Here is a 20,110-nt window from a genome sequence, read left to right on the forward strand (position 1 = left end):
ACTGATGTGTCTTGCTGTTGTCTGTGCAATAGAAAAGTGGTTAATTTCATTGTTTGAATCTAATTCGTCTTTTTTGAGTAAATTAGGGTAAATTAATATCTTATATGGGTTTTAATCCTATGAGTTTCTTGTATATTTGCGATTCTTTTTTACCTTAGTAAAATTGCACTAACTTTAATGTCTTTGAGTCTTCTAAAACAAGGAATAATGAATGGTTAAGCAAACTATTTTGCCAATATGGAGTTTACTATTTGGTATTGTCATTATTACCATGGCTGGTGGACTTCAAGGGTCGTTAATAGGCATCAGGGCGTCATTAGAAGAGTTTGATACAACCATGACTGGTTTTATTATGTCAGGTTATTATGTCGGCTTTATTCTTGGGGCAATGCTCGTCCCAAAATGGGTTAAAGAAGTGGGTCACATACGTGTGTTTGCAGCCGTTGCTTCTTTAGCCTCAATTACAATTTTAATGCAATCCATTGTGATTGATCCGTTATTTTGGACTCTTATGAGAACGGGGACAGGCCTCTGTTACGCCGGTCTTTTTATTGTGACAGAGAGTTGGTTGAATGATATCTCTTCAAATGAAACCAGAGGACGATTATTTTCTATCTATATGATTGTTTTATGGGGTGGATCGATATTAGGGCAAATGTTGCTTAATATTGCTTCCCCAAGTGGCTATGACTTGTTTATTTTGACCTCTGTTTTGATATCGTTCGCTTTGGTTCCATTATTATTAGTGCGAACCCCTTCTCCAACAATTGAAGTGCCAGAAAAGCTAGACATGGCGAATCTGATTAAAACAGCACCTCTTGGGGTAACCGGCGTTACTTTAGCCGGTGTAGTTACTGGGGCTGTGTTGGGGTTAGGTGCAGTATACGCCCAGTCAATTGGCATGAATATTGGCGAAATTTCGTTATTCTTGGGAGCCAGTTACATCGGAGGACTATTGCTGCAATGGCCAATCGGGCGCTTATCTGATATTCAGGACCGTCGAGTCACTATTCTGTTGGTTTCTATTATTGCCTCAGTAACCGCTTTTGTAGTGCCTTTGGGAATGTTCATGGAAAATCATTATTTCATGTTACTTGGGATGTTCTTGATTGGCGCGTTTTCCTTTCCATTGTATTCACTATCGGCCTCCCATGTTAATGATCAGCTTCGACCAGAACAAATTCTTTCAGCGAGTAGTGGATTAATATTGTTAAATGGCATTGGGGGCGCTTCTGGGCCAATCATAGGTGCTCTTGCTATGGACTTCTTAGACGTAAATGCGCTGTTCTGGTTTGTGGCCTTAGTGAATATATTAGTGGCTATGGTGGCGGTTTACCGTATTAATTATCAGCCCGCCATGGTTATCGAAGATCAAGGGGATCAAGTTCCAGTTGCGCTTGGTGTGAGCCCTGTTGTAACAGCCGAAATGTTAGTTGAGGCCGATTCAACTATTGACGTCGAAGAGGAAGTGACGGAAGTCGAGATAAAACTTTAAATTTGAAATCAATGGGTTAATTTGATATTTATAACGGACTAACTTTTCAAATTGGCTCTGTTTATAAGGAAGCTCTATTATGATTCGTAAATGTTTATTTCCCGTTGCAGGGTATGGGACACGTTTTTTGCCTGCGACTAAATCTATGCCGAAAGAAATGCTTCCTATTGTGAATAAACCCCTTGTTCAATATGGTGTTGAAGAGGCGGTTGGTGCTGGTTTAAATAATGTTACTTTCGTTACGGGGCGCGGTAAACGCTCTATTGCTGATCATTTCGATATCAGTTATGAGTTAGAACATCAAATTTCAGGTACAGGCAAAGAACAGTATTTAGAAGGTATTCGTTATTTAATTAATAATGTAAATTTTTCTTATACGCGCCAAAATAATATGCTGGGCCTTGGTCATGCTATTTTGACCGGTGAGCCTCTGATTGGTGACGAAGCGTTTGGCGTTGTATTAGCTGATGACCTTTGTGTTGAAGAAGAGGGTTCTGATGGTGTAATGGCGCAAATGGTAAAGCTTTACAATCAATTCCGTTGTTCTATCGTTGCTATTGAAGAAGTGCCAGCAGATGAAGTAAATAAATACGGCATTATCGCCGGTGAAAGTATGGTTGATGGCTTATACCGTGTAACTGATATGGTTGAAAAACCCAATGCTGAAGAGGCACCTTCTAATTTAGCTATAATTGGACGCTATATTTTAACACCAGATATATTTCAAAAAATACGTGACACACCTCCTGGTCGTAATGGAGAAGTACAAATCACCGATGCGCTACTGCAGCAAGCAAAGGAAGGGTGCGTGTTGGCTTATAAATTTAAAGGTCGTCGTTTTGATTGCGGCAGCATAGATGGTTTTGTTGAAGCAACAAACTATTGCTATGAGAATATTTATAAGAAAGGCGGTTAAGGTTCCAATAGTGAGCTTGTAAGTAAAGGGGTGTTAAGCATAAAACTCCCTTACCTATGGGCTCGCTGCCATTTTAAAAAAACCAAACGTGTTTGCCCTTGCTATTCATTTATCTTTATTCAGTTCTGATTGATTGGTTCAAAACAGTACAATTACGTCAGGATTTAAACCGTTTGCGACAAAAAAACGTTATTGCATTTTCCCTTTCCTGCTAGTTTCTCTGAGTTTTTCGTGCCGTCCTGATTTTATAATATGATGGTTATTCTCTAAATAAAATCTATTTAATATCTGCGTATTGCAAGTCTTTCCTCATTATTCGAGCTTATTATCTGAGTTTAATCTTAGGTATGATTAGGTTGTTATCGACTTTATTTTGAAAAGGATGATTTTATGTATTAGAAAAACTTATTCCACCCATAAAAAAATAGCCAGTTTACAAGAAAAACTCAAAGGTTCACTCTATTTGTTATCAAGTTAATGCGTATCAACTCGCGGTATTTAATAACACATAGGTTACTGTTATATGACAAGTAAAAAACCCAACATTCTATTTCTAATGGCTGATCAAATGGCCGCTTCTGCACTCTCATTTTATGGGCATAAATTAGTCAAAACGCCTAACTTAGATGCGTTAGCTGAAGAGTCTGTTATTTTTGACTCTGCCTATTGCAATAGTCCTTTATGCGCTCCTTCTCGCTACGTCTTAATGACTGGTCAGCTACCGGCTAAAATTGGTGCATTTGATAATGCGGCCGATTTTCCTGCGGATATTCCAACATTTGCGCACTATTTGAGAAAACAAAACTATCAAACAGCGCTATCAGGAAAAATGCATTTTTGTGGTCCTGAGCAGTTGCATGGTTTTGAAGATCGATTAACCACTGATATTTACCCTGCTGATTATGGTTGGTTTCCAAACTGGGACGATCCAGATACGCGTCCAACGTGGTATCACAATATGAGCTCTGTTACTCAGGCAGGGCCTTGTGTGCGTACAAACCAATTGGACTTTGATGATGAGGTTACTTTCCAAGCTAAGCGTTATTTGCATGATTATGCGAGAGGCAATCAGGAAAGGCCTTTTTGTTTGACTGTCTCTCTAACTCATCCGCATGACCCTTACGCAATTCCTGAGCAATATTGGAATCTTTATAAGGATGAAGATATTGACCTTCCTGAGATAACCATTCCTAAAGAAGAGCAGGACCCACACTCATTAAGGCTACAAGATGTCTTTGCGTTTGATGAGCAGCCTATTACAGAGCCGCAAATACGGAATGCAAGGCGGGCTTATTATGGCGCTATAAGTTATGTGGATGAAAAAATTGGTGAAGTATTAAAATCATTAAAAGATTGCGGTTTGGATGAGGATACCATCATCGTTTTTTCAGGTGATCATGGAGATATGCTAGGAGAAAGAAATCTTTGGTTCAAAATGTCTTTCTTTGAAAACTCGGTTCGAGTTCCTATGTTAGTTCATTCCCCCAAACGCTTTTCTGCCAAGCGAGTTAAAGAGTCTGTTTCAACAATGGACTTATTACCCACCTTTGTTGATTTCGCAACAAATAGCACGCCTCATGATTACGCTATGCCAATACAAGGACGCAGTCTAGTGCCTCATTTAGAAGGTACAGGTGGGCATGATGAAGTTATCGCGGAGTATTTTGGAGAGGGTACTATTGCGCCTTTATTTATGATTCGTCGTGGTGACTATAAGTATATTCATTGTCCTAAAGATCCTGATCAATTATTCAACCTCAAAGATGATCCGAAAGAGTTGCATAATCTAGCGGGTGATAGTGCCTATAGCGCGGCTCTTGCCGAGTTTAAACAGGAAGCACTAGAGCGATGGGACAGTAACGCACTTACTGAAGATGTTCTGGTTAGTCAACGCCGCAGACGTTTGGTTGTTAGTGCTTTAAACAGAGGTAAGAAAAAACCTTGGGATCATCAGCCTGTTTTTGATAGCGCTGAAATGTATATGAGAAACCATATTGATTTAGATGATTTAGAAGCCAGGTCTAGATTTCCAAAAGTCGATTAAAACCAAATAGAGCAGGAGTAATACCATAATGAGCACCTTACCTTACTTAACGTGTCTTAAAATGGGGAGTCTTACTACCCTTTTAATGGCAAGTAGCTTTAGCTACGCACAAGAGCCTAGTCAATGTCAGACCGTAACCTTTAGTGATCCAGGCTGGACTGATATTGGCGCCACCAATGGTCTCACTACAACGATACTCGATGCGTTAGGCTATCAAACAAATGTGTTGTTATTAGGCGTACCTATTGGGTTTGAAAGCTTAAAGAGCGGTGAAGTTGATCTTTTTATGGGGAATTGGATGCCTGCTCAAACAGGTTTTATTGATAAATATAAAAGTGATATTGATGTTGTTCGAACGAATCTTGAAGGAGTGAAGTTTACCCTTGCTGTCCCAGAGTATGTTTATAACGCTGGGGTTAAGGATTTTGCGGATCTAAATAAATTTTCGAGTGAATTTCGTAAGCGTATTTATGGCATCGAAGCGGGTGCACCAGCCAACCAAAACATACAAAAGATGATTGATACGAATGATTTTGATTTGGCTGGCTGGAAAGTGGTTGAATCGGGTGAACAGGCGATGCTTTCTCAGGTTAATCGTTCCGTTCGTCGAGAGCAATTTATTGTGTTTCTTGGCTGGGAGCCGCATCCAATGAATGTTTCTTTTGATCTAAAATACCTTTCTGGAGGGGATGAGTATTTTGGACCCAATTATGGTGGTGCAACCATTCATACGCTTAGCCGAAAAGGTTATAGCCAAGAATGCCGTAATGTTGGCAGGCTTGTCCAAAACTTACAGTTTTCTTTAGCGATGGAAAATGAAATTATTGATGGCATTTTAAATCAATCTCAAACTGGCGCAGTAGCCGCTAAAGCGTGGTTGCAAGAGAACCCAGATGCATTGGATGAATGGTTAGAAGGCGTAACAACGTTTGATGGTAAACCTGGGCTTGTTGCGGTGCGTAGTGCCTTAAGTTTGTAAGTAATGAAGAAATGGGATGATGGGGTAGGCGAAAAGCGACCTTCTACAAAAAACCATAAAAAAAGCCCGTATCTAGAAAATATAGATACGGGCTTTTTAATTGGTACCAGTGGGCGGACTCGAACCGCCACGCTTATTAGGCAACGGATTTTGAATCCGTCGTGTCTACCAATTCCACCACACTGGCTTTGAAACGTGGTGCATATTCTATGGATTTTTATATCGCTGTCAATGATTTAATTTATAAAAAACGTTTTTAATTACAACACGATATCTTTTTCTTGATTGGGTAGTGGTCATAAACTGTTTTATAATATCGTCCCCAGTTTATGGCTCTCTTTATCTAGGTTATTGGTATGTCAGTTTTAAAAGATCAGAAAGTTTGTTCTCATCCAGTTGTTATTATTGGCGCGGGTCCCGCCGGGTTGATGGCTGCAGAAACATTAGCCGAAGAGGGGTATTCTGTTGAAATTTATGATGCAATGCCATCTGTTGCGCGTAAATTTTTACTGGCTGGAAAGGGGGGAATGAACATTACTCATTCAGAACCTGAAGCGCTTTTTAAGCAACGTTTTTATGAGGCTAATGAATGGGTTTCTGAGTGGTTAACGTCCTTCAGTCCATCCGATCTCAGAGTTTGGTTAGATCGATTGGGCGTGGAAACCTTTATTGGCACGTCTGGCCGTGTTTTTCCTGTAGAAATGAAAGCCGCCCCATTACTACGTAAGTGGGTGCATCGTCTAAAACAGCAAGGAATTGTCTTCCACTCTCGGCATAAGTGGATAGGATGGGAAAAAGAAGCACTGCTTTTTCAGCGTGCTGAAGAGCGTGTTCTTGTCGAGGCCAGTGCTGTTTTGTTTGCTCTTGGTGGCGCAAGCTGGCCTTCTTTAGGTTCTGACGCTCAATGGGTTGACTCACTTATATTCGCTAAGCAATATCGACCGTTTCGTCCTGCAAATTGTGGCTTTATTTGCCAGTGGAGTGAGTACTTTGCAATCCATAACAAGGGAAAACCGATAAAAGGCGTGTCTATTTCCATTGACGGTGATCCTATTGGTAAAAATGGTGTTAAGGGGGAGGTAATGGTTGATGCACTTGGCTTAGAAGGAAGCTTAGTGTATGCGCATTCTGCCGCGATCAGAGAGCGAATTGAGTGTGATGGTTATGCAAAAATTACTCTTGACCTTATGCCGGATTTATCAAAGGAGGAGATTATTATTAGGTTGAATCTCCCTAAAGGAAAATCAACAAGATCAAGCTTTTTAAAGAAAAGACTGAAACTGGATAATGTTAAATTCATGCTATTGAGAGAGAGATTATCGAGTAGCGAACTGCAAAATAATGATGTTCTAGCGACGTATTTAAAACGTTTTCCATTGACCTTAACGGCATGCTTTGACATTAAAAATGCGATTAGTTCAGCTGGAGGTATTAAACGTTCAGCTCTGACAGAAGGTTTGATGCTTATTCACCGAGAAGGCGTATTTTGTGCCGGAGAAATGCTAGATTGGGAAGCGCCCACAGGGGGATACTTGCTCACAGCAAGCTTCGCCAGTGGTCGGCATGCTGGAAAAGGTATGATTAGTTGGTTAAATCGTCGAGAAGTTCACCTGAAATAGTGTTTTAGTGTGTTTAAAGCAGTGTTTTAATTGTCGCATTCGCCCATAAAACACCTTCACCATAGCAACGACTGAGCATAATTTTAGTGTTAACAGGTAACGAAGATATTTCATCCCAATTATTTTTTTCAAGAGAGCGAATGAGCTTTAAGTATTTTCCAATGTCACCTTTATGATCAAGAATGATTTCTTTTAAGGTATGGCTTAACGCTATCTGATTGAGCGCTTCTTTTTTATCCATGCCTAAAATAGCATCAATACCAGACATGATGCCTGCGATAAATCCCATATCTTCACTCTCTTTGCCGCTAAGTCGGCACATCGCTTGGCAACAGTGGGCTCTAGTAAGGATTATGCGGAACGTTTCTATGGGTTGAGTTGATGTTGATGATAACGTGATGAGTAAAGCCCACTTTTTTATTTGATTAAGTCCGGTGAAAATAACGGCTTCTTTTATACTTTCAACATTTTTAGGAATGCCGCAGATAGGGCTGTTTAATACTCGTAATAATTGGTAAGAAAACTTAGGGTTTTTTTCAACCAATTTGACAACTCTGTCAATAGTGATATCCGGATTTTGCAGCTCACTTACCAGTTCTATTGTCATTTGTGTCGCGGAGTCAACTTTCTTACCCTTTACTATTGTTGGTTTTTGCAAGTAGTAACCTTGAAAAAGGCTGAACCCCATGCGTTTGCATATTTCTAGCATCGTCTGGCTTTCTACTTTTTCAGCAACAAGAATTATGCCGCTTTCTATGAGGTTTTGAATCTTCTCTTTATATTCTTCAGGGTGAGTCGCCAGTACGTCAATTTTGATCATTTTCACTAAAGGCAACAATGGGTCATATTCTGTAGTGAATTGGTAATCATCTAAGACAAACTCATAGCCAACGTTTTTCCAATCTTTCACGCTTTGAATAAGGTGGCTTGTAACACTTTGCTCTTCTAGAATTTCGATAAATACTTTTGAGGGGTCAATGGGAAAAAAGGCTTCAGACTGAAGGAGGTCCCCCGTCATATTAATGAAAAAAGGCGTATTAAGTTGAACGTTTAATTCTGTAATGCCAATGCATAAGTTAACCAGAACTTGGCTTGTTGCCGCTTCACCATTCGAAAAATTAGCGAAATCTTCATTGTGTCCTCTAAATAACAATTCATAACCAAACAAATTGTTACTTCTATCAAAAATTGGCTGTTGAGCCATCATTAAGTCATTCAAAGGGTTTTTCGTTTCTTTCAAAATCTGCGCCTTTTGAAGTTAATTGATTTTGTTATAGTTAGGTTCTGGCGGAAATGTTAGTTGATTGCAATAGAACAAAGGTATAAATTTTTAATTGAAAAAACAATAGCAATTCCTGAAAAAGTTTTTTTATACTAATGCTTGACACTGAGCGGAACAGTAATTAATATTTCTCCCGAAATCAAGTTGGGGCCTTAGCTCAGCTGGGAGAGCGCAACGCTGGCAGCGTTGAGGTCAGGAGTTCGATCCTCCTAGGCTCCACCAACTTATTAATAATACCTTCCCCTCTTTACTCTGCAACAGCCATAGCGTTTAATCTTAATTGCTTACTTAAAGTGTACCCTTTTTTTCTCACACTTTGCATCTTCAATATAAAGTAACTTTGACATGCGGCAAAAAGGCAGGCTATGTTTCACTTCTACTCAGGTAATCATCTAGAAGACCTCTCTGTTATTCTAAATAAAATATTGTCTTTATCTCCTCCTTCTAATGCTTTTCAATCTGAGCAGATCTTGGTTCAAAGTCCCGGTATGGCTCAATGGTTAAAGATGACGTTGGCAGAGCATCAAGGTGTGAGTGCTGGAACGGTCTTTCCACTACCTTCTACGTTTGTTTGGCAGTGTTTTCAGAAAAGTATTCCTGATATCCCTGTGCAAAGCGAGTTTAATAAACCCTATATTGTTTGGCGCCTCATGAGAGTGTTGCCGTTAAGATTAAAAGACGATGCGTTCGAGCCTTTGGCGTGGTACTTACAAGAAGACAACAGTCAAATGCGCTTGTATCAACTTTGCGCCAGTATCGCCGATATATATGATCAATATTTAGTGTATCGTCCAAAATGGATTTCCGCTTGGGAAGCGAACGATGAAACGATGGAAGACGTGAATCAAATAACGGCAAAGCAACCGTGGCAGGCTATTTTATGGCGTGATTTGGTGGCCGATGTCTCTTTTCATAACGGTTCACTTTTCCATCGGGCTAACTTGGTAGACGCCTTACAAGAAGCCACAAGAAACATTCAAAAGCCACCGAGCATACCAAATAGAATTTTCGTCTTTGGGGTATCTTCACTGCCTCCCAATACCTTGGACTCACTGCAAATATTAGCGAAATCTGCCTGGATAGAAATCCATCTTTTTATGCTAAACCCAAGCCGTTTTTATTGGGGTGATGTTGTTGATAAAAGCTATTTAAATCGACACCTAAAAAGGCAACCAAATAAGCCTGGCCTAACGATGGAGAAAATGCATTTGGATGCGAATCCATTGCTGTCTTCGTGGGGGCGTTTAGGGCGAGATTATATCTCTCAACTGATGGATTTAGCTGACAGTCAGTTAGATGTGTTTGACGATTACATTGATACAGAGAAGGTGCTCGAAGGTCACGCAGCAAGGTTACTGGGTTATGTTCAACAAGATATCTTAAATCTAGATAATCATGGCGCTCAAGAAGAAAGACAAGGAAGTGCACTAAACTCTTCTTACAAGCACGTCGTCTATGCTGATGATGTCAGCATACAGTTTCATTCTTGTCACAGTGCTTTACGGGAAGTTGAAGTATTGCATGATCAGCTCTTGTCTATGTTTGAACAAGACAGAGAGATAACACCAAAAGACATTATTGTGATGTTGCCCGATGTAAACCAATACAGTCCTTTTATTCAATCTGTTTTTTTATGTCAGCCTGACCACAAGCGCATTCCTTTTGCGCTTGTGGATTTACCTGCAAATCAAGAGACGCCATTAATTGATGCCTATGTAGGATTGCTGTCTTTGATCGACAGTCGATGTACCTTGTCAGAGCTAATAAGCATTTTAGAAGTTCCTGCTGTTTTGTCTTGTTTTGAATTATCGGTTGATGAGCTTGAGCGCATTCGTCAATGGAGTAACGAAGCGGGTATTCGCTGGGGGTTAGATGAGAGTACTGCAGAGCATTGGTCTTTACCTGTAGAAACACAAAATACGTGGCAAAACGGATTAAAACGCATGTTGCTAGGCTACGCCGTTGGCCACGATTCTATTTGGGAAAATCTTTTAAGTTACGGTGAGGTTGAAGGACTAGAGGCAAGTATTGCGGGTAAATTAGCTCAGTTTTTACACGCCGTTGGAGCGTTGGTCAATGCCATGAGGTCGCCAAGGATGCCGAATGATTGGGTGGCATTTTTGTATGACATTATAAATGACTTTTTCCATCTGGAAGACGATGAAACCTTTGAACCATTACTCGTAAAACATATTGATGAGATGTCTACGGAATGGCGAACAGCCTATTTTGATTCCCCTATAGATTTGTCTGTATTAAGGCAAATTTTGGTTCCTCGCTTACAAGAGCCACAGGGTGGTCAGCGCTTTCTTGCAGGACGTGTTAATTTTTGTACCTTAATGCCAATGCGATCGGTACCGTTTAAAGTCGTTTGTCTATTGGGCCTTAACGAAGGGGCGTATCCAAGAACTCGAATTCCGGTTGGTTTTGATCTAATGATAGGCAATTATCAAAAAGGGGATCGTAGCCGTAGAGAAGACGATAAATATCTCTTTTTAGAAGCGACTTTGTCGGCGAGAAAAAGGCTCTATATAAGCTATATTGGACGAAGTATTCGTGATAATAGCGAATTAACCCCATCCATTTTAGTTAGTGAATTAATGGAATACATCGGTCAAAGTTGTGTGCTTGAAGCTGATCTTTGCCTTAGTCCTGAAGAAAGTCAAAAATCGCTATTGAATGCCCTCGTTTTAGATCACCCTCTGCAACCATTTAATGAGCAGTATTATCTTTCTTATCAAACGAATAAGTCATCGAATGGCTTTTTTAGTTATGAAAGCTCTTGGCTAGAAGCGCTTCTGTTACGTTCTAATGAGAAAGAAGTGATGGTACATGATGGAGGGGAGCAACACTTGTTACCAATACTAGAGCAAGACGCGGATGAAGTTGACTTGGCTCAACTGATCCGATTCTTTACTCATACAGCACGTTATTTTTATCAGAAGCGATTAAAAGCGTATTTGTCCATTAGAGAGATACAAGAACAAGAAGATGAGCCCTTTACACTTAACTATTTAGCGGCTCTTGAATTTAGAGAGCAAGCGTTGCAAGCGTATGAAAGCAATGAGGTGGCGCGTTTTAAACGAAAGCTTAAGTTAAGTGGTGAGTTTCCTTACGGGGAATTTGGTGAGATGTCGTTGCAAGAGCTGTTAAATCAATGTGCGGCAATGGCGAAGGCATCCCCCCTTAAAAGCCAAATCGACTGGCCAAAAGTTGATATTCAATTAACCTTTGAGTCCTCATTAGGTAACGCTACAACATTAATTGCTTGGTTAGATCGCTGGGAATGCGATAGACGAGTCGTAAGACACTTAAGCCATCTCAGTGCGAGAGTTCGTATGAAAACATGGCTTGAGCATTTGGCAATTAATGCTCAAGGCGTTCCTATGCAAACAGTGTTGCTGTCCTTTAAAACCGCATCGTCTGCTGAGGTCATCGAAACCTCTTGGCCAATACTCAATCACGATGTCGCGATGGCTTTATTAACGAGTTACTGGCATGCATTTGAGATGGGAGAACAGTCGGTGGTTCCTTTACCTGCAAAGACAGCCGATGTTTGGGCGGCTGAGATGCATAAAACACGAGATGAGTTATCCGCATGGGATAAGGCCTATAAGTGTTATCACGATACGTTTTTGGAGTACTCAGAGGGTAAAGATGTTTATTGGCAAAGAAGTTATACCGAATTAACTCAAATGAAGGCCGTTTTTACTCAATTAAGCGAACGTCTTTGGTTGCCTATTTATGACCATATGGAGGACAAAGAATGACGAACTTAACAGAAAGTCCTTTCATTACTCTGGATGCATTTCATTTTCCTCTACATGGTCGTCGTTTAATTGAGGCCAGTGCTGGTACCGGTAAAACCTATACTATTGCGAATTTGTATTTGCGTTTATTAGTATCAACCGGTAGTGACGCCGATTTTACGCATTCATTAACAGTGGATCAAATACTCGTTGTAACCTTTACTGAAGCGGCAACGGCTGAACTAAAAGCGCGTATCCGACAGCGTATCAGGCAGGCTCGAAAAGCTTTGTTATCAGGTATAAGCCAAGATGTTTTTTTGTCTGGATGGATTGCGCAATTTTCAGAAAGTGAAAGTGACATTGCTGTTGAACGATTACTTAATGCGGAAAAGCAAATGGATGAAGCCGCTATTTTCACCATTCACGGATTTTGTCAGCGTATGCTTAGTCAAAATGCCTTTGAAAGTAGAATGTTATTTCAACAGGAAATTGAAACGGATGAAAGCGTACCGTTAAGCATCGCGGTAAAGGATGTTTGGCGTTCTGAAACTTACCCCATGACGTCTGCATTTGCTTCAATGGTTCGAAAAATTTGGTCTAATCCTCACGCATTACAAAAGGACCTTGCCAGTATTCAAAGTCAGCCTAGTGTTAAAATACGAGGCGCCGAATACGATATTGAAACGTCGCTAGCACAATCCCAAATATTGATAGACGCTGTAAAGTCTCTTTGGTGCGAATGCTCATCGGAGATTATTGACCTGCTTGATAATAGTGGTATCAAAGGAACCTTTTGGTTTAACTCACCAAAAAGCCATACTAAGCGTGAAAAGATTCTAAACAGTCTAACGTTATGGGCAGAAAGTGATTCTACTGAGTTACCAGATGCACTGAAAAAGCTCGATGCATCTGAGTTAGCTGGCCAATTAACAAAAAACGGCTGTTTGCCTGAACATACTCTTTTCGATCAAGTTGCTACATTAAGAGCGTCTTTTCCAGATATCACAAAAGTCAAGCCAGCTTTGCTGTCTCGATATTGGCTGTTGGCTCAAGAAAGGCTTGCTCTGTGGAAACAGCAGACACTGAAACTTACGTTTACGGATTTGTTGACCTCCTTGGATACGGCTTTAGCGTCAGCAGAGGGTGAGCCTTTAGCGAGTCGGATTCGACATTTGTACCCGGTCGCAATGATTGATGAGTTTCAAGATACGGACCCTGTGCAATACCGTATTTTTTCATCTATTTACACTCAATCGGATAATGAAGAGCAAAATAGGTTGCCTTTAGGTCTTATTATGATCGGTGATCCAAAGCAGGCTATTTATGCCTTTCGAGGCGCGGATGTTTATACCTATTTAGCCGCTAAAAGGGAGGTTGAAGCTGTGTATTCCCTTGCCACAAATTATCGCTCCTCTGCTTCTATGATTCAGTCCATTAATGGCTTGTTTATGACCCAAGATAACCCTTTCCGTGTGGAGGGTATTCCTTTTACACCGGTCCAGGACAGAGGCGTTAAAGGTGGTTTTGTACGAAATAAACAGGTGCAATCGGCGTTGAATTTCCTTCGGCCTGAGCAGGGAGAGATTTGGAATGCAGGCACCTATGAAAGCGTTATGGCAGAGATGTCAGCTAGTCACATTCATGAACTCTTATTAGAAGGTCAGCAGGCGTTGGCAACCGTAGAATCGGATGATGAGGTGAGAGGGCTGGCTCCCAAAGACATTGCGATTTTGGTATCAGGCTATCAACAGGCGCAGTTGATGAAACAATGCCTTTCTCAAAAGGGCATTAACAGTGTGTATTTGAGCGATAGAGGGTCTGTATTTGCGACATCAGAAGCTCAGGATTTATGGATTATTCTGCATGCGGTCCATGAACAAGGTAGAGAAACCTCGTTAAGGTCGGCCTTGGCAACAAAATTACTCGGTAAATCTTATGAAGAGTTAGATCTCTTCAATCAGGATGATGTGTATTTTGAACAATGGGCAGAGCGTTTTCGGCACTATCATGATATTTGGCAATCACAGGGATTGATGCCAATGTTAAGGCTCTTTATTCAAGAGTTAAAATTAGCCAGTAACCTATTAAATAGAATAAATGGTGAGCGTTCGTTAACGAATTTATTGCATCTTGGGGAAAAGCTTCAGCAGAAAGCCATGGAAATGGAGTCTCAAGAAAGTTTGTTGAGGTATTTTCTAAGAGTCATTCAATCACCGGATGGCAACAGTGATGAACAAAAAGTACGTTTAGAAAGTGATGCAGAATTAGTACGCATTATTACTATTCATAAAAGTAAAGGCCTTGAATATCCGTTAGTGTATTTGCCCTTTGCACTTAAACCCTTTGCTAATCGAGATGATCATGCTCTTTATCATGAAGAAATGATTGGTCAGAATGAGGCGTTGTTGCCAACATGTTCGCCTAATAGCAACCTTTGGTTTTCAGCGTGCCCTGATGAGTCTCAAAAGAAACAGCATGAATCAGAATTGTACGCTACCGAGATTCGCCTCGCTTATGTGGCGTTGACACGTGCAAAAGAAGCCTGCTTTATTGGCTGTGCCGAAATAGGTAAGGCGGCCACCAAAACATTACCCGATCGAAGTTATGTCCATTTAAGCGGCGTTGGCTCACTGTTATACGCAGGGCAAAGCAAAGATTATGGACAATTAGATACAACGTTAGCGTCCTTAATGGAATCAACTTCAGAGAAGGAGACGGCATTAATGAGTATGGTAACGACAGTACTCAGTTCGCTGCCTCTATATAAACAAGATCGAGCTAAACAAGACCGAGCTAACAAAGCGTTATTGAAACAGAACCTTGATCAAGCGGTTATGTTAGAAAGTCGAGATTTTTCTGGGAGAATTGAGCGAGACTGGTGGGTTGGCAGTTATTCCTCTTTAATTGTTGGTGATGAGAATCATAAAAAAATGCCACTCAATCCTGGTCTGGATGAAGCGACTTTAGTGAACGCAGAGCAAGACCATGCCCTAGAAAATGCACTGATAAAAGAGTTGGCACTAACAGCAGAGGAACAAGGACAGATTGATGAGCCGTTGGACGCCATTGAAAATAAGTTTAGCTTCCCTCGAGGCGCCAACCCTGGAACCTTTCTGCATGATTTACTGGAAGGGACCCCTTTAAATGAATTACAAAGTGAGGTTTCATTTGCCGATTTGTTATTGGCAAAGCATCAACCAAGGTTAATTGATTATTTTGAGCGCCAAGGTTACGGGCAATGGCGTTCTGTGCTGCTAAATTGGTTGCGAGAAATTATTGATACGCCTTTAGCAGAGACTATCCCTGGGTTAACTCTTGCTGCTTTGTCTGTGACACAAGTGTTTAAAGAAATGGAATTTTTCTTACCTGTTTCGGGTTTTAAAGCGTTGCAGTTGGACCATATAGCCAGGCGTTACGATGAGGTTTCAAAAGAGGCCCCGCTTATCCAAGATCGTCCTTTAAAAGGTATGTTAAAAGGATTTATTGATTTATTGTTTGAATGGCAGGGGCGCTATTATGTAGTGGACTATAAGTCTAATCACTTGGGGGACTCGGAAGAGGATTACCAAAATCAGTATTTAAAAGAAAGTATTGCAGACCATCGTTATGACCTTCAGTATCAGCTCTATACCTTAGCATTACATCGATATTTAAAGACTCGAATTGACGATTATGATTATGACACGCACATTGGTGGCGTGTTTTATTTGTTTTTACGAGGTATGGACGGCAAAAGTCAGCAAGGTATTTATCAGACTACATTGCCAAAAAAACAGGTTTTAGAGATGGATGCTTTGTTTAATGGTGATGTTCAAACCAAGAGTAGAGAAGGCGTTACTTCATCGGTATCTGGATTTGCAGCCGAGGATCAGTATGATTTATTCTAAATTTCCGGACAATACTCTAGACACAAACGTGGAAACGTTAACTACCCTTGACGAATTGATATCTCTCTGGCGTGAAGCTGGAGCCATTCGAGCGATAGATGAGCAATGGGTGCGATCGTTAATGCAGCATTCTCACGAAAGCGACTCAGCGGTTTTATTGGCTGGGGTATTATGCAGCGCTTATTTGGGAATGGGGCATGTGTGTTTGTCTTTGGATAAAGTCTTCGAAGCGCCTTTCTTAACAGCGACGAAAGACGACACCATTCTTTGGCAGCAGGTTTTATCTAAAGAGGGCATACGCTCTATTGAAGACTGGGAAAAGAGACTGAGTCTTTCGGCTCTTGTTCGTGTCGATAATAGCCATCTTCATGAAGTGGCGGACGTTCTCACTGAGCCGGAAATAACGCCTTTGATTTTGTCTTCTAACAGGCTGTACCTCACTCGTTATTTTCATTATGAAGAGCGAGTCTATCAATTTTTAAAAACCTCTTCTCAAGTTGATCTATTTACGGTTGATAAAATTTGGCTGGATGAAGTGTTCCCTAATAGCGGCCACGGTTCTGAAGAAATCGATTGGCAAAAAGTGGCTGTGGCGTCGGCCGCCGCACAGCGTTTTTCGGTAATTAGTGGTGGTCCAGGAACAGGTAAAACCACCACGGTTATTAAGCTTCTTGCTTTATTAGTTCAGCAAGCCAGTAGTCATAATAGAAGGTTAACCATTAAATTGACGGCTCCTACAGGAAAAGCGGCGGCTAGGTTAACAGAATCAATCAGTAAGGCGAAAGAAAGCTTGCCTGTGGCGCCATCTATTAAGGGTGCTATACCTGAACGTGCTTCCACTTTACATAGACTTTTAGGTGCAAACTTTGGACGCAGCGAGTTTACGTTCAATGCGAACAATCCATTGCACCTAGATGTGTTACTTGTCGATGAAGTCTCGATGGTGGATTTGCCTATGATGGCGAAACTAATCGATGCCTTACCATCTCATGCCCGATTAATCTTGTTAGGCGATAAAGATCAACTTTCTTCTGTTGAAGCGGGTGGGGTATTAGGCGATTTAACGGCTGGCATTGATCAGTTGTCTTTTACTCGTGAGTGGACGCAATATTTAAGCAAAATGCTTGAGATGGATTTTTCGAGCTATTCTGATGCTTATAGTGAGCGCAAGTGGATTTGCCAGCATCTTACTTTATTAAAAAAGAGCTATCGTTTTGATGGGAACAGTGGCATTGGAAAATTGGCCAGAGCCGTGAATCAGAGTGACGAAAAGCAAGTGATGAGGGTGCTTTATAGCCCTCCAGATAACAGCATAGAATGGAATGCTATTCAAAGTGCTGCCGCTAATGCCGCTAATGGTGAGACAAAAAAAACGTCTGATCAAAAGGTTGATATTGATACGTTAGGGAAAGGCTATACCGCCTATTGGCTAGGTGTGAGATCTGGTGTTTCGATTGATACGCTATTTTCTTTGTTTGCCAGTTATCAAGTTTTGTGCGCGGTGAGGCAGGGTGATTTAGGTGTTGAGACCCTAAATGAGGAATTACGACAGTACTTCTACCAACGGGGTTATCTTAATTTAGACCAAGTATGGGAGCCTGGTAAAGCGGTAATGGTTCGTCGTAATGATGCCAGTCTAGGGCTGTTTAATGGTGATATTGGTATTTGTATGCCTGACGTCATGGATGCAACAAAAATGCGGGTTTGGTTTCAATTAAGTGATGGTTCTATAAAAGGCATTCTTCCCAGTCGATTAAGTGAGTACGAATTGGTTTATGCGATGACTGTACATAAGTCTCAAGGTTCTGAGTTTGATCATGTCGTATTAGTTTTGCCTGAACAGGCAGGCCCGGTGCTGACTAAAGAGTTGCTTTATACTGGAATTACAAGGGCGAAGCAAGGCTTCTCACTCTGGGCGAACGAAGCTGTTTTGCGCTATGCGATCAATAATAAAGTCGTTCGTTTATCTGGTTTGCAAAATAAAATAGGGTCGATTTTAGAATAACCCAGTGTTTTGCTGTGGTATTAATTGAACTTTTTAAGTTAACCCCTATTATTTTGCTAAGAGTCTGATTTTTGAATGAATAAAACTGTGTTAGTGTAGGCATCAAATTTTATCTGTGAGTAAGTAGGAACACATGAGCAAAGAAATTGTTTTAACAGGAATTACAACGACAGGCACGCCGCATTTAGGTAATTATGTAGGTGCAATTCGTCCTGCTATTGAAGCGAGTCGTATTGACAGTAATGATACCTATTTTTTTCTTGCGGACTTTCATGCATTAATTAAATGCCATGATCCTGCTCGTGTACAACAATCTCGATTAGAAATTGCGGCCACTTGGCTTGCTTGTGGGTTAGATCCAGATATTGCGACCTTTTATCGTCAGTCAGATATTCCTGAAATTGCCGAATTAAATTGGCTACTGACTTGTGTAACCGGGAAAGGATTAATGAATCGAGCCCATGCCTACAAAGCGGCTGTTGATGAAAATATTTCATCCAATCAAGATGCGGATTTTGGTGTCACTATGGGGCTGTTTTGTTACCCAGTACTGATGTCGGCTGATATTTTAGCGTTTAATGCGAAAAAAGTACCCGTTGGACGTGATCAGATTCAGCATATTGAAATGGCTCGTGATATAGCGGGTCGTTTTAACCATATTTTTGGAGAGCATTTTGTGTTACCTGAAGCGGTGGTTGGTGAAGATACCGCTTTATTGAAAGGCTTAGACGGCCGGAAAATGAGTAAAAGCTACAACAATACCATTCCGCTTTTTGAAGGTGAGAAAAAACTTAAGAAAGCCATCAATAAAATTGTGACCAATTTATTGGAACCTGGTGAACCTAAAGATCCTGAAGACTCAACTGTTTTTGAAATTTATCAGGCATTTGCGACACCCGAGCAAACAGAAGAAATGAGACAAAAATTTGCTGACGGCATTGCTTGGGGTCAAGCGAAGAAAGAGTTATTTGAATTGGTAAATGGTGAGTTGGCTGAAGCCAGAGAAAAGTATAACGAATTAATGGCAAACCCTGCCAAAGTTGAAGAAATCCTTCAAGCTGGTGCTCTAAAAGCACGCGCTCGAGCGCAAGGTTTGTTAAAAGAGTTAAGAGAATCTGTTGGATTAGTGAATTTTAAATAACTGGAGAGTATTATGAAATCAAGTGTTTATGCGTTAATTGTAGCCTTTGCGCTATCTTTGGGGGTTGGTGGGTACAGTGCCGATGTAGAAGCGAAAAAATTTGGTGGTGGAAAAAGCTTTGGAAAAAGTTTTTCAACACCGAAACAAACAGCAACTCCTAGCACGGCGGGTAGCTCAACAGGTGCTGCGGCCGCTGGAACGAAAAAAGGCGGTTTCTTAGGTGGACTAGGTGGCGGTCTATTGGGCGGACTGTTAATTGGTGGACTGTTTGCATCCTTGTTTGCTGGTGGCGGATTTGAGGGGCTGGCTTTTGGCGACATATTGCTGTTCGCTTTAGTTGGCTTCATTATTTATAAACTTTTTATTGCTCCCAAACGTCGAGCCGCTCAAGCGGCAGCCGGTGCTGGAGCACCTAACCACGCATTTCGTAATATGGACCAAGGGGATGCATCTAATCATCAGTCCACAGGCGGATTTGGTGGTGCGCAATCAGCGGCGTCTGCAATGCAGTTTCCTCCGGGTTTTAATGCTGAGGCATTTGTTGCCGAGGCAACCAATCATTATAAAGCGTTACAAGTCGCATGGGATGATGATAACTTTGATGAAATTCAAGATTATGTCTCACCTGAATTGTATAATTTATTAAAAGAAGAACGTAAGAAATTAGGTTCTGATAAACCAAAAACAGAAGTCGTTTCTGTGATGGCAAATTTAGTACGTGGTGAATACATAGGCTCTACGGCTTCTATCACCCTTGAGTTTTCTGGCTGGGTAAAAGAAGGTGATAACACCACAGATACTAAAGAGCTCTGGCATTTAGAAAAAAGTATGACAGAAGCAAATGCAAACTGGATGATTGTTGGTATCGAACAGCTTAACTAATCGTTACTTAAAAAAATAAGGTAAATTCGCTAACTTTTAGCTAAACTGTCTTTATAGCTTGTTAACACAGTTAGTGAATTTACTATCATAAACAGAATCAAAACGGATGTA

At 40.9% G+C, this 20,110-nt stretch carries 11 protein-coding genes and 2 tRNA genes; 11 read left to right on the forward strand and 2 right to left on the reverse strand.

Features of this window, described 5'->3' with window-relative positions; genetic code table 11:
- Positions 1-211: 211 nt before the first annotated feature.
- From IEZ33_RS05170 to IEZ33_RS05185, 4 genes are all read left to right on the forward strand, one after another.
- Positions 212-1,495, forward strand: coding sequence for an MFS transporter (locus tag IEZ33_RS05170; RefSeq protein WP_191602635.1), 1,284 nt, complete (start codon positions 212-214; stop codon positions 1,493-1,495).
- Between the two features lie 79 nt (positions 1,496-1,574).
- Positions 1,575-2,411 (forward strand): UTP--glucose-1-phosphate uridylyltransferase GalU, encoded by an 837-nt coding sequence (galU, locus tag IEZ33_RS05175; RefSeq protein WP_191602636.1) that lies wholly within the window; start codon positions 1,575-1,577, stop codon positions 2,409-2,411.
- Between the two features lie 523 nt (positions 2,412-2,934).
- The gene (gene betC, locus IEZ33_RS05180) at positions 2,935-4,455 is read left to right on the forward strand and encodes a choline-sulfatase (RefSeq protein ID WP_191602637.1); all 1,521 of its coding nucleotides are present in this window, start codon (positions 2,935-2,937) and stop codon (positions 4,453-4,455) included.
- Positions 4,456-4,483: 28 nt separating this feature from the next.
- Complete coding sequence (locus IEZ33_RS05185) at positions 4,484-5,434, forward strand: choline ABC transporter substrate-binding protein (protein WP_191602638.1); 951 nt, start codon at positions 4,484-4,486, stop codon at positions 5,432-5,434.
- Positions 5,435-5,535: 101 nt separating this feature from the next.
- Here IEZ33_RS05185 and IEZ33_RS05190 read toward each other — a convergent pair.
- Positions 5,536-5,621 (reverse strand) — tRNA-Leu (locus IEZ33_RS05190).
- Between the two features lie 169 nt (positions 5,622-5,790).
- On the opposite strand from IEZ33_RS05190, the gene IEZ33_RS05195 reads away from it, so the two are divergent.
- Positions 5,791-7,053 (forward strand): TIGR03862 family flavoprotein, encoded by a 1,263-nt coding sequence (locus IEZ33_RS05195; protein WP_191602639.1) that lies wholly within the window; start codon positions 5,791-5,793, stop codon positions 7,051-7,053.
- 13 nt (positions 7,054-7,066) lie between these two features.
- Here the strand turns inward: IEZ33_RS05195 and IEZ33_RS05200 are convergent, their stop codons facing one another.
- Complete coding sequence (locus IEZ33_RS05200) at positions 7,067-8,293, reverse strand: EAL and HDOD domain-containing protein (protein ID WP_240009640.1); 1,227 nt, start codon at positions 8,291-8,293, stop codon at positions 7,067-7,069.
- A gap of 188 nt (positions 8,294-8,481) precedes the next feature.
- Between IEZ33_RS05200 and IEZ33_RS05205 the strand changes: the two genes are divergently transcribed.
- The 6 genes from IEZ33_RS05205 (at position 8,482) to IEZ33_RS05230 (ending at position 19,999) form a co-directional block, all read left to right on the forward strand.
- Positions 8,482-8,557: transfer RNA gene (locus IEZ33_RS05205), tRNA-Ala, on the forward strand.
- A 143-nt stretch (positions 8,558-8,700) separates the two neighbouring features.
- A complete protein-coding gene (recC, locus tag IEZ33_RS05210; RefSeq protein WP_191602640.1) occupies positions 8,701-12,105 on the forward strand; it encodes an exodeoxyribonuclease V subunit gamma in 3,405 nt (1,134 codons plus the stop codon).
- Positions 12,102-15,971, forward strand: coding sequence for an exodeoxyribonuclease V subunit beta (recB, locus tag IEZ33_RS05215; protein ID WP_191602641.1), 3,870 nt, complete (start codon positions 12,102-12,104; stop codon positions 15,969-15,971). Before recC ends, recB begins: the two co-directional genes overlap by 4 nt.
- Positions 15,958-17,976 (forward strand): exodeoxyribonuclease V subunit alpha, encoded by a 2,019-nt coding sequence (gene recD / locus IEZ33_RS05220; RefSeq protein WP_191602642.1) that lies wholly within the window; start codon positions 15,958-15,960, stop codon positions 17,974-17,976. The genes recB and recD overlap by 14 nt, the downstream gene beginning before the upstream one ends.
- Positions 17,977-18,109: 133 nt before the next feature.
- The gene (locus IEZ33_RS05225) at positions 18,110-19,117 is read left to right on the forward strand and encodes a tryptophan--tRNA ligase (RefSeq protein WP_191602643.1); all 1,008 of its coding nucleotides are present in this window, start codon (positions 18,110-18,112) and stop codon (positions 19,115-19,117) included.
- Positions 19,118-19,129: 12 nt separating this feature from the next.
- Positions 19,130-19,999, forward strand: coding sequence for a Tim44 domain-containing protein (locus IEZ33_RS05230; RefSeq protein ID WP_191602644.1), 870 nt, complete (start codon positions 19,130-19,132; stop codon positions 19,997-19,999).
- The last annotated feature ends 111 nt before the right edge of the window (positions 20,000-20,110 follow it).

The sequence above is a fragment of the Marinomonas algicola genome (assembly GCF_014805825.1).
Lineage (GTDB): Bacteria > Pseudomonadota > Gammaproteobacteria > Pseudomonadales > Marinomonadaceae > Marinomonas > Marinomonas algicola.

Bases quoted from the DNA above. Each gene is read 5' to 3' on its own strand.
- recC (WP_191602640.1), top strand. From the start codon at position 8,701: ATGTTTCACTTCTACTCAGGTAATCATCTAGAAGACCTCTCTGTTATT.
- recB (WP_191602641.1), top strand. From the start codon at position 12,102: ATGACGAACTTAACAGAAAGTCCTTTCATTACTCTGGATGCATTTCAT.
- IEZ33_RS05195 (WP_191602639.1), top strand. From the start codon at position 5,791: ATGTCAGTTTTAAAAGATCAGAAAGTTTGTTCTCATCCAGTTGTTATT.
- galU (WP_191602636.1), top strand. From the start codon at position 1,575: ATGATTCGTAAATGTTTATTTCCCGTTGCAGGGTATGGGACACGTTTT.
- IEZ33_RS05170 (WP_191602635.1), top strand. From the start codon at position 212: ATGGTTAAGCAAACTATTTTGCCAATATGGAGTTTACTATTTGGTATT.
- IEZ33_RS05230 (WP_191602644.1), top strand. From the start codon at position 19,130: ATGAAATCAAGTGTTTATGCGTTAATTGTAGCCTTTGCGCTATCTTTG.
- IEZ33_RS05185 (WP_191602638.1), top strand. From the start codon at position 4,484: ATGAGCACCTTACCTTACTTAACGTGTCTTAAAATGGGGAGTCTTACT.
- recD (WP_191602642.1), top strand. From the start codon at position 15,958: ATGATTTATTCTAAATTTCCGGACAATACTCTAGACACAAACGTGGAA.
- IEZ33_RS05225 (WP_191602643.1), top strand. From the start codon at position 18,110: ATGAGCAAAGAAATTGTTTTAACAGGAATTACAACGACAGGCACGCCG.
- betC (WP_191602637.1), top strand. From the start codon at position 2,935: ATGACAAGTAAAAAACCCAACATTCTATTTCTAATGGCTGATCAAATG.